This is a genomic window from Cobetia sp. (assembly GCF_983723665.1).
The window spans coordinates 12,576-23,397 of record NZ_CFDJES010000044.1 but is presented as its reverse complement, the minus strand read 5'-3'; the positions used below and the strand labels follow the sequence as shown (position 1 = coordinate 23,397).

Below are 10,822 nucleotides of genomic sequence, written 5' to 3'. Positions count from 1 at the left end.
AGTCTGGGCCGTGTCTCAGTCCCAGTGTGGCTGATCATCCTCTCAGACCAGCTACGGATCGTCGCCTTGGTGAGCCATTACCTCACCAACAAGCTAATCCGACATGGGCTCATCCGATAGCGCAAGGTCCGAAGATCCCCTGCTTTCTCCCGTAGGACGTATGCGGTATTAGCCTGAGTTTCCCCAGGTTGTCCCCCACTATCGGGCAGATTCCCATGCATTACTCACCCGTCCGCCGCTCGACGCCTCCTAGCAAGCTAGGATCGTTTCCGCTCGACTTGCATGTGTTAAGCCTGCCGCCAGCGTTCAATCTGAGCCATGATCAAACTCTTCAGTTGAAAGCTTGATAGTCTGTTAAGCAGACCAAACTTGGTTCAGAGTCAAACTTCTCGTGAGAGGCTTGCTCCGATATTTGGTGACCTTGTCACCACTCATCGGCAAGCGCTCACACGAATTACCTGATCAAATTTTTAAAGAGCGTCGCTGTTAAGCGAGGAGGCATATTCTACCCGGAACGCTTGAGAAGTCAAGCACTTGATGATGAGTCAGTCGACTGCCTCTAAGCATCATCAAGCGGTGAGGAGCGTTGCTCGATCACCTGTTCCGTAAGGAGTGCGGCGTATTCTAGCGAATCGCCCGGGATTGTCAATCGATGATGTCGAAGCGGACTTCAAAAACATCAAGCAAAACAATCACCTGCAAACCTCTTTCACCGCTGGTAACGCCATGCGTCCCCGGCAGCGGATGCGTACTTTACGCACGAACCGCCGTGAGGGCAAGGGCTTTTTCAAGAGATTGTCATTCTCGGGACATACGGGTGACATCTCTGCTCTGCCTTTCTCTTCTCTCCTCATTCTGCTTCTCTGTTCTCCTTGTCCTCGTCGCGCCGTTGCTTGCTGACATCTTCCCTTGGCCAGCAACGCATTCGGCCCCGCCAGGAATGGTGGGGCCGAATATCGATCATCACACTGCTGGCAGCTGACGCTTACTTGTTGCCACGCAGCTTGCGCCCCAGCGCCATGATCGGGCCACTGGCGACATAGCAACCGAATAGGCCCAGCAGCATCACGGACGGCTCCAGCGAGATGACCACGAAGGCCAGCACGATGGCGAGCAGCGCCACGAAGGGCACCGGCCCCTTGAGGTCGATTTCCTTGAAGCTGTAATAGCGGATGTTCGACACCATCAGGATACCGGCAGCCGCGACCACGAAGACCATCAGTGACTTGAAGGCGAAGGTCTCGGCGTCGAAGTTGTGCATGGTCCATACGCAGCCGGCCACGAGTGCCGCCGCTGCCGGGCTCGGCAGACCGATGAACCACTTCTTGTCGGTGGAGCCGATCTGGACGTTGAAGCGCGCCAGACGCAGCGCAGCGCCTGCCACGTAGACGAAGGCGGCGATCCAGCCGATCTTGCCGACATCCTGCAGAATCCAGCTGAAGGTGACCAGCGCCGGCGCCACGCCGAAGGACAGCATGTCCGCGAGGCTGTCGTACTCGGCACCGAAGGCGCTCTGGGTGTTGGTCAGGCGCGCCACACGACCGTCCAGGCCGTCGAGCACCATCGAGACGAAGATGGCGATGGAGGCGTTGGCAAACTCCCCGTTCAGCGCACACACCACAGCGAAGAAGCCGGAGAACAGCGCGGAGGTGGTGAACAGGTTGGGCAGCAGATAGATGCCACGCCGACGAACGGGCTTGCCGTCCTCGATGGCTTCTTCCACGACTTCGCTGTCGTCGGTGAACTCCTCCACTACCTTGTCCAGCACTGAACTGCTGCGGCGTGTCTGTGCTTCGGGGGCTTCGTCTGCGCCGGGATGTCGATTTTCGTCTGTCATGGGATTCCTTGCATCATGCCTCGTCGTGGCAGGGTAACCACATTCTACACCTGCCAGTGAGCGCGAATAGTGGTGACACCCTAGCGGCCTCACCGTCGACTGTCACTTCCCTCTCCCATTCGATAGCGCTTATAGAGCAACAACGCAAGCGGGGCGCCCTCCTGATGGAGAGCGCCCCGCTCATTTCACGCTGGATCCAATAGCCAGGATCAGTTGCGTGACTTGTCGACCAGCTGGTTGGCAGTGATCCACGGCATCATGCCGCGCAGCTTCTCACCAGTCTGCTCGATCGGATGCTCGGCGTTCTGGCGACGACGGGCCGTCATGGACGGGTAGTTGGTGCTGCCTTCCTGGATGAACATCTTGGCGTATTCACCGCTCTGGATGCGCTTGAGTGCATTGCGCATGGCGACACGGGACTGCTCGTTGATGACTTCGGTGCCGGTCACGTACTCGCCATACTCCGCGTTGTTGGAGATGGAGTAGTTCATGTTGGCGATGCCGCCTTCGTACATCAGGTCGACGATCAGCTTGAGCTCGTGCAGACACTCGAAGTAGGCCATTTCCGGTGCGTAGCCCGCTTCGGTCAGGGTCTCGAAGCCCATCTTGACCAGCTCGACCGCACCACCACACAGGACAGCCTGCTCACCAAACAGATCGGTTTCGGTCTCGTCCTTGAAGGTGGTCTCGATGATGCCGGTACGGCCGCCGCCGACGCCTGCCGCGTAGGACAGTGCGATGTCCTTGGCCTGGCCAGTCGCATCCTGGTGGATGGCGATCAGGTCCGGGATACCGCCGCCCTTCACGAACTCGGAACGCACGGTGTGACCCGGTGCCTTCGGCGCGATCATGATGACGTCGAGGTCAGCACGCGGAACGACCTGGTTGTAGTGGACGTTGAAGCCGTGAGCGAAGGCCAGGGTCGCGCCCTGCTTCAGGTTCGGTTCCACCTGGTTCTCATAGATGGCCTTCTGGTTCTCGTCCGGCGCCAGGATCATGACCAGGTCGGCAGCCTTGACCGCTTCCTCGACTTCAGCAACCTTCAGACCAGCCGCTTCGGCCTTGGCCCAGCTGGAGGAAGAGCGACGCAGGGCTACGGTGACGTCGACGCCGGATTCCTTCAGGTTGTTCGCGTGGGCGTGGCCCTGGGAACCGTAACCGAGGATGACCACTTTCTTGCCCTGGATGAGGGAGAGGTCACAATCCTTGTCGTAATAGAGTTTCATCGTCATTGCTCCTGGCGGCTCACCCCGTCAGCGGGATGGCGTGAGATCTTGAAAGAGTGTCTGTTGTTCTTGCGACCCTTCCCGCGAGGGAAAGGCGTATGACAGTGTCCAGCGCCGACGGCCATCTGTCTCGGCCGCTCTGCGTCCTGGGGAGGTCGTGCGCCTTGAATCAAGGTCTGCCGTCCTCCTCCTGCGCGGCGATGAGTCCACCTTACCTGCACCTCGACATTGCGTAAAATGCTATATTTGCACCATTATATGCCATATTGCGCAATACAAGGCATTTCCCTCTACAGCACTCACCGACAGCGGACTCCGGCATGGACAATCGTCAACTCAAGCAATTCCTGACCCTCGCCGAAACGCTGCATTTCGGGCGCGCCAGCACAGCCTGCCACCTGAGCGCCTCTGCCCTGTCACGCGCCATCCGGGCCATGGAGGAGGAGCTGGGCGTCAGCCTGTTCGAACGCGACAACCGCAGCGTCGCGCTGACACCGGCGGGTGAACGCTTCCGTCGTCATGCTCGCGAACTCCTGAGTCAGTGGGATGACATTCGCCAGTCACTGCTGGAAGACAGCGATGAGCTGCGCGGCGAGCTCTCCCTGTATTGCTCGGTGACCGCCAGCTACAGCTTTCTCTACGAGATTCTGGCCACCTTCCGTGCCCGCCATCCGCATGTGGAGCTCAAGCTGCATACCGGCGACCCCGCCGTGGCGTTGGAGCGTGTCCTGATGGGACACGAGGACCTGGCGATCGCCGCGCGCCCCGACGTGCTGCCTTCCCGTCTCGCCTTCACCGACTTCGCCGAGTCGCCACTGCGCTTCATTGCCCCGCGTCGTGATGGCCCCGGCCAGCAACTGGAAGGCATCGGCGAGGCGGACGATTCGGCGGCGGGCGACGACCACATCGACTGGACGCGCGTGCCGATGATCCTGTCGGAGACCGGCCTGGCGCGCGAGCGCTTCGATGCCTGGTGCCATACACGCGGCATCAAGCCTCGCCTGTATGCCCAGGTCGCCGGCAACGAGGCCATCGTCAGCATGGTCGGGCTGGGCTTCGGGATCGGCGTGGTACCGCAGATCGTGCTCGACAATTCGCCGCTGGCCGACCAGGTGCGCATCCTTGATGTCGATCCGCCGCTGACCCCCTACAAGGTCGGCCTGTGCGTACAGGAAAAACGCCTGCGTCACCCGCTGGTGCGCGCGTTGTGGGAGCAACTGCCCGGCTCGCCGCAGCGCCCCGCTGACTGATACCTGGTAGCGAGCCAACGAAAATGGCGCAGCAACGAAAACGGCGCCCCGAGGGGCGCCGTTCTTGTCTTGCGATTCCACCACCACCGTCTTACAGGCTCAACACCTTCTCACCGCGAGCGATGCCGGAGACACCGGTACGTGCCACTTCCAGCACGCCCACCGGCTGCATCGCCGCCAGGAAAGCATCCATCTTGCCGGAGTCGCCGGTAATCTGGATGGTGTAGAGGCTCGGCGTGATATCGACGATCTGGGCACGGAAGATGTCCGCCGTGCGCTTGATCTCGTCACGCTGGGCGCCCAGCGCCTTGACCTTGACCAGCATCAGCTCGCGCTCGATGTGGCTGCCCTCGGTGAGATCCACCAGCTTGACCACATCCACCAGCTTGTTGAGATGTTTGGTGATCTGCTCGATGACGCGATCTTCACCGACCGTGGTGACGGTCAGACGGGACAGGGTCGCGTCTTCGGTCGGGGCCACGTTGAGGGTCTCGATGTTGAAGTTGCGCTGTGAAAACAGGCCGACGACCCGTGACAGCGCGCCCGGTTCGTTTTCCATCAGAATGGAGATGATATGGCGCATCAGGTCCGCTCCGTCTTCGTAAGCAGCATGTCACGCATGGAGCCGAGAGGCACCTGCATCGGGTAGACGTGTTCACGCGGGTCGACATAGATGTCGAGGAACACCAGCTCGTCCTTGTTGCGGAAGGCTTCTTCCAGCGCAGGCTCGAGCTCCTCCACCGTGTGCACCTTGATGGCACGGAAGCCATAGGCACCCGCCAGCTGCACGAAGTCAGGCAGCGACTCCATATAGGAATGCGAGTGACGGGACTTGTAGTTCAGGTCCTGCCACTGACGCACCATGCCCAGCGACTGGTTGTTGAGGTTGATGATCTTGACCCCGATCCCGTACTGCTTACAGGTCGAGAACTCCTGCATCATCATCTGGAAGCTGCCTTCACCGGTGAACAGCACCACATCGTCTTCCGGGTAGGACATCTTGATGCCCATGGCCGCCGGGAAGCCGAAGCCCATGGTGCCCAGGCCACCGGAGGTGATCCAGCGGTTGGGGCGCTGGAACTTGTAGTACTGGGCGGCGAACATCTGGTGCTGACCGACATCGGTGGCGACGAAGGCTTCGCCACGCGTCGCACGGTGCACGGCTTCCACCACCTGCTGCGGCTTGAGCGGCTCACCCGGGGCGGACGGCTCATACAGCTTGCCTTCACGCTCGGCACGCCAGCCATCGATCTGGGACCACCAGGCCTCCAGTGCATCAGGGTTGGCCAGCTCGCGACCCTGCACGAGGCTGATCATCTCGTTGATCACGGCATCGGCCGGACCGACGATCGGCACATCGGCGCGCACGGTCTTGGAGACCGAGCTCGGATCGATGTCGACGTGGATGATCTTGGCCGTCGGGCAGAACTTCGAGGTGTTGTTGGTCACGCGGTCATCGAAGCGCGCACCGATGCAGATGATCAGATCGGTGTGGTGCATGGCATTGTTCGACTCGTAGGAGCCGTGCATGCCGGGCCAGCCCAGACACTGCCGATCGCCCTGCGGGTAGGCACCGATGCCCATCAGCGAGGTGGTGATCGGGAAGTTGAGGCGGCGCACCAGGTCAGTCAGCGCTTCGCTGGCACGCCCTGACACCACACCACCGCCAGTGAAGAACAGCGGGCGACGTGCCTTGAGCATCAGCTCGACGGCTTTCTTGATCTGGCCACTGTGGCCACGGGTGACCGGGCTATAGGAGCGCATGCGTACCTTCTTGGGGTAGCTGTACTCATAGCGTTCGGTCGGGGCGGTCATGTCCTTCGGGATATCGATGACGACCGGCCCCGGGCGACCACTGGAGGCCAGATAGAAGGCCTTCTTGATCACCTCGGGAATCTCGCTCGGGTGCTTGATCGAGAAGCTGTGCTTCACGATCGGGCGGGTCACACCGACGATGTCGGTTTCCTGGAAGGCGTCTTCACCGATCAGGTGGCTGGCGACCTGACCACACAGCACGACCATGGGGATCGAGTCCATGTAGGCCGTGGCAATACCGGTGACGGCATTGGTCGCGCCCGGGCCTGAGGTGACCAGCACCACACCCGGCTTGCCGGAGGCGCGCGCGTAACCATCGGCGGCGTGGGTCGCGGCCTGCTCGTGACGGACCAGAATGTGCTGGACCTTGTCCTGGCGGAACAGGGCGTCATAGATATGCAGCGCCGCTCCACCGGGATAGCCGTAAATATATTCCACGCCCTCGTCATGCAGGGCGCGGGCGATCATGTCAGCGCCGGAAAGCAATTCCACTTGGTTATTCTCCCCTGGAGGTCTCGAGTGCGTCCGGCGGCAATGCGCAAGCCGGATCGAGTGCGACCTAAATGTCGCTACCGCAGAAATTGCGGCACCTGATGCCAAACCCTGGCGTCTGCGGCCCGGTTAGGGCCTGCACTCTTGTCGCATCGGTTGGATGCGGTCGGGGCTGATGGCCGGTCGGTACGGTTGGCGTACCCGGACCGGCGTATCCTTTGACAGGCGGACAGCGACTCAGCGTCTGTCCTTCACGCGGCGCTTCGAGGGTCGCCCGAATGGCCGCGCCCGCAATCAGGAATGGTCAAGAGTCCAACAGCCGCAAGGGGCTGTCAACTCAACCTTACGCCAGTGTGCGCCGCCTGCGCCAAATGCCACACCGATAACAACGAATCCGGCCATAAGCGTGCGTAAAACCTCACCAATGGCGATAAATTCGCAATTTTCTGCTTCGTGAATTTCAACCTGCCTCACGCCGGGTTGTCTTTTTGCGCCCGGGCGGCAGACACGAAAACGCCCCACCGCAAGCGGAAGGGCGTGCTTCCGTCACGGTGGGGCGTCACTCACGGGCGCACGAATCAGCGCGTGAAGGTCAGCTCCCCGCCCTCTTCGCCGACACGGATGACGTCACCGGGCACGAAGTCGCCGCCCAGCAGGGCCTGGGCCAGCGGGTTCTCGATGCGGCTCTGGATGGCGCGCTTGAGCGGGCGAGCGCCATAGACCGGATCGAAGCCGGCCTTGGCCAGCAAGGCCATCGCCGGGTCGGTGATCTCGAAGCCGAGATCACGCTCGGCCAGACGCGCCTTGAGACGCTCAAGCTGAATGCCCGCGATGGAGGCGATCTGCGCCTGTCCCAGCGCGTGGAACACGACCACTTCATCGATGCGGTTGATCAGCTCCGGGCGGAAGTGATTGCCGACGACTTCCATCACCGCCGTCTTCATGTCGTCGTACTGGAAGGCCGCCTTGCGCTCGGCACGCTCGTCGGCGCTTTCCGTACTGCCCTCGTCTTCCGCCAGCTCGCCATTGAGGCCGCTCATGCGCTGGATCATTTCCGAGCCCAGGTTGGAGGTCATCACGATCACGGTATTGCGGAAGTCGACGGTGCGCCCCTGACCATCGGTCAGGCGGCCATCTTCCAGCACCTGCAGCAGGATGTTGAAGACATCCGGATGCGCCTTCTCGACCTCGTCGAGCAGCAGCACGGAGTACGGCTTGCGGCGCACGGCCTCGGTCAGATAGCCGCCCTCTTCATAGCCGACATAGCCGGGAGGCGCGCCGATCAAGCGAGCCACGGAGTGCTTCTCCATGAACTCGGACATGTCGATGCGCACCATCGCCTCTTCGGTGTCGAACAGGAAGTTGGCCAGTGACTTGCAGAGCTCCGTCTTGCCGACACCGGTCGGGCCGAGGAACAGGAAGGAGCCGTTGGGACGATTCGGATCGGACAGCCCCGCGCGTGAACGACGCACCGCATTGGATACCGCGATCACCGCCTCGTCCTGGCCGATCACCTTCTCGTGCAGCGCCTCTTCCATGCGCAGCAGCTTGTCACGCTCGCCTTCAAGCATCTTGGCGACCGGAATGCCGGTCCAGCGCGAGACGACCTCGGCAATCTCCTCCTCGGTGACATTGGAGCGCAGCAGTACGTGGGCGGAGGTATCCGCCTCGCCGTCGCCGGCTTCGCTGATCTGCTTCTCGAGCCCCGGAATCACGCCGTACTGCAGTTCCGACATGCGACTGAGATCACCGGCGCGGCGCGCCTGCTCCAGATCGATACGCGCCTGCTCCAGCTCGGCCTTGAACTGGGCCGCGCCCTGGATGCTGGACTTCTCGGCCTTCCAGACTTCATCGAGGTCGGCGTATTCCCGCTCCAGCTCCGAGATCTGGTCCTCAAGCGCGCCGAGGCGCTTGAGCGCCGCCTCGTCGGTTTCCTTCTTGAGCGCTTCACGCTCCATCTTGAGCTGGATCAGGCGACGGTCGAGACGGTCCATCTCCTCCGGCTTGGAATCCAGTTCCATGCGGATACGTGACGCGGCCTCATCGATCAGGTCGATCGCCTTGTCCGGCAGCTGACGGTCCGTGATGTAGCGCGAGGACAACCGCGCGGCGGCGATGATGGCGCTGTCGGTGATGTCGACCCCGTGGTGCACCTCGTAGCGTTCCTTCAGGCCACGCAGGATGGCGATGGTGTCTTCCTCGCTGGGCTGGTCGACCTGCACCTTCTGGAAGCGGCGCTCAAGTGCGGCGTCCTTCTCGATGTACTGACGATACTCGTCAAGCGTGGTGGCACCGACACAGTGCAGCTCGCCACGCGCCAGCGCCGGCTTGAGCATGTTGCCGGCATCCATCGCGCCTTCGGCCTTGCCCGCGCCGACCATGGTGTGCAGCTCGTCGATGAACAGGATGACCTGGCCTTCTTCCTGCGCCAGCTCCTTCAGCACCGACTTGAGGCGCTCCTCGAATTCGCCGCGGAACTTGGCCCCCGCCAGCAGCGAGCCCATGTCGAGAGACAGCACGCGCTTGTTCTTGAGGCCTTCCGGCACCTCGCCATTGACGATACGGCTGGCCAGCCCCTCGACGATGGCGGTCTTGCCGACGCCGGGCTCACCGATCAGCACCGGGTTGTTCTTGGTGCGACGCTGCAGCACCTGGATCGTGCGGCGAATTTCCTCGTCACGCCCGATCACCGGGTCGAGCTTGCCATCCCGCGCGCGCTCGGTGAGATCCAGGGTGTACTTGTTGAGCGCCTCGCGATTGTTCTCGGCATCGGCATCGCCCACGGCTTCGCCACCGCGCAGCGCATCGATGGCGGACGTCAGGGCGGGCTTCTTGATGCCCGAGGAGGTGAACAGCTTGCCGAGATCACCGCCCAGCTCCAGCGCGGCCAGCAGCGCGAGCTCGGAGGCGATGTATTGATCGCCGCGTTTCTGCGCTTCGCGATCGGCCAGATTCAGAAGCTTGCCGAGGGCCTGCGAGGGCGCGACATTGCCGTCGAACTGGGACACGGTGGGCAGGTCATCCAGCTGGCGCTTGAGGCCGCTCATCAGGCTGGTGGCATCGCCGCCCGCCTTGTTGACCAGTGCCTTGAGGCCGCCATCGCGGTCTTCCAGCAGTGCCAGCAGCAGATGCTGCGGGTGAATTTCATTGTGGCCTCGCCCGACGGCGAGCGACTGGGCATCCGCCAGAGCGTTCTGCAGCTTGCTGGTGAGTTTGTCGATGCGCATGGTGCCTTCTCCTGAGAGTCATGGCGGTACTCCTTTTCTCAGGAGCTTCGCCTGTAACATTTCGTATCTGACTCTCAAGATGGGGGCTGGCGCACGGCTTTCAAGGCAGGATTCGCCGCGCTGCAGCATGTTGTGGCATTTGCCTGATCCAGGTCAGATTCCGGCTGCCCCCGCCGGTCATCAGCTTTGCCACACACACAGAAACGCCCCGCCAACCTGAAACATCAGGTCAACGGGGCGTTTGTGGGTACTGCATGTCGAGCTTGCGGAATGCGCTGATCCAAGTCCCGATCAGAGATTCCTGATCAGCGCCTCAGCGCAGCCAGATCACCGTGGCGAGGCGTCCGGTCACGCCATCATCCCGCCGGTGGGAATAGAAGCGGGATTCAGAGGCGGTACAGAAGTGGCCGCCACTGACATGACCGACCCCGGCACGCTCGAGACGCAGGCGTGCCAGCTTGTAGAGATCACCCATGTAGTGACCGAGCCGGTAGGGGCTGGCCTCGAAGGCATCATCGGCCTCAGGCAGATCCGCGATGAAGGCATCACGCACCTCGGGGCCGACCTCGAACTGTGCATTGGAGATCGCCGGGCCCAGCCAGGCCATCAGCTCGCCGGGGTCATCACCGAGACGCTCGATGGTGGCTTCCAGCACGCCTTCGACCAGCCCGCGCCAACCCGCATGCGCCACGCCGACGCGCGTGCCCTGCCGATCACAGAACAGCACCGGCAGACAGTCCGCCGTCATCACCACACAGGCCTGTCCGGTCCCGGTACTGATGCAGGCATCCGCCCGTGGCGGGGCATCTGGGCGGTCTTCGGCGTGGCAGACATCGAAGGCATCCACCACCTGAGTGCCGTGTACCTGATCCAGCCACGCCAGCGGACGGCCATCATCGACCTCCGCCGCGAGCAGCTCGCGCACCTGCGCCACCATCGCCGGGTCATCGCCGACATGCAGCGCCGGATTGAAGC

Annotated in this window: 7 protein-coding genes and 1 rRNA gene; 1 reads left to right on the top strand and 7 read right to left on the bottom strand. The window is 62.2% G+C overall.

All coding sequences use genetic code 11. The features are described 5' to 3' along the window. The 3 genes from AC4FAH_RS06520 to ilvC all read right to left on the bottom strand — a co-directional run. A 16S ribosomal RNA gene (locus AC4FAH_RS06520) occupies window positions 1-338 on the bottom strand; the annotation flags it as partial. Window positions 339-985: 647 nt separating this feature from the next. Next, window positions 986-1,837: a CDP-diacylglycerol--serine O-phosphatidyltransferase gene (gene pssA, locus AC4FAH_RS06515; protein ID WP_054556944.1), complete on the bottom strand. Its 852-nt coding sequence runs from the start codon at window positions 1,835-1,837 to the stop codon at window positions 986-988. A 209-nt stretch (window positions 1,838-2,046) separates the two neighbouring features. Beyond that, window positions 2,047-3,063 (bottom strand): ketol-acid reductoisomerase, encoded by a 1,017-nt coding sequence (ilvC, locus tag AC4FAH_RS06510; protein WP_225347380.1) that lies wholly within the window; start codon window positions 3,061-3,063, stop codon window positions 2,047-2,049. Window positions 3,064-3,383: 320 nt separating this feature from the next. Between ilvC and ilvY the strand changes: the two genes are divergently transcribed. Continuing rightward, on the top strand, window positions 3,384-4,313 hold the full coding sequence (gene ilvY / locus AC4FAH_RS06505; protein ID WP_043337230.1) for an HTH-type transcriptional activator IlvY: 930 nt from the start codon (window positions 3,384-3,386) through the stop codon (window positions 4,311-4,313). Between the two features lie 91 nt (window positions 4,314-4,404). Here the strand turns inward: ilvY and ilvN are convergent, their stop codons facing one another. From ilvN to pgeF, 4 genes are all read right to left on the bottom strand, one after another. Then, the gene (ilvN, locus tag AC4FAH_RS06500) at window positions 4,405-4,896 is read right to left on the bottom strand and encodes an acetolactate synthase small subunit (RefSeq protein ID WP_339927463.1); all 492 of its coding nucleotides are present in this window, start codon (window positions 4,894-4,896) and stop codon (window positions 4,405-4,407) included. Continuing rightward, on the bottom strand, window positions 4,896-6,620 hold the full coding sequence (locus AC4FAH_RS06495) for an acetolactate synthase 3 large subunit (RefSeq protein WP_043337225.1): 1,725 nt from the start codon (window positions 6,618-6,620) through the stop codon (window positions 4,896-4,898). The genes ilvN and AC4FAH_RS06495 overlap by 1 nt, the downstream gene beginning before the upstream one ends. A 578-nt stretch (window positions 6,621-7,198) precedes the next feature. Beyond that, complete coding sequence (gene clpB, locus AC4FAH_RS06490) at window positions 7,199-9,847, bottom strand: ATP-dependent chaperone ClpB (protein WP_490245785.1); 2,649 nt, start codon at window positions 9,845-9,847, stop codon at window positions 7,199-7,201. Window positions 9,848-10,160: 313 nt separating this feature from the next. Then, the coding region (gene pgeF / locus AC4FAH_RS06485; protein WP_490245784.1) for a peptidoglycan editing factor PgeF at window positions 10,161-10,822 on the bottom strand (662 nt) is incomplete at its 5' end.

Coding starts and splice junctions, on each gene's coding strand:
- ilvN (WP_339927463.1), bottom strand. CDS start 4,896: ATGCGCCATATCATCTCCATTCTGATGGAAAACGAACCGGGCGCGCTG.
- ilvC (WP_225347380.1), bottom strand. CDS start 3,063: ATGAAACTCTATTACGACAAGGATTGTGACCTCTCCCTCATCCAGGGC.
- pssA (WP_054556944.1), bottom strand. CDS start 1,837: ATGACAGACGAAAATCGACATCCCGGCGCAGACGAAGCCCCCGAAGCA.
- ilvY (WP_043337230.1), top strand. CDS start 3,384: ATGGACAATCGTCAACTCAAGCAATTCCTGACCCTCGCCGAAACGCTG.
- clpB (WP_490245785.1), bottom strand. CDS start 9,847: ATGCGCATCGACAAACTCACCAGCAAGCTGCAGAACGCTCTGGCGGAT.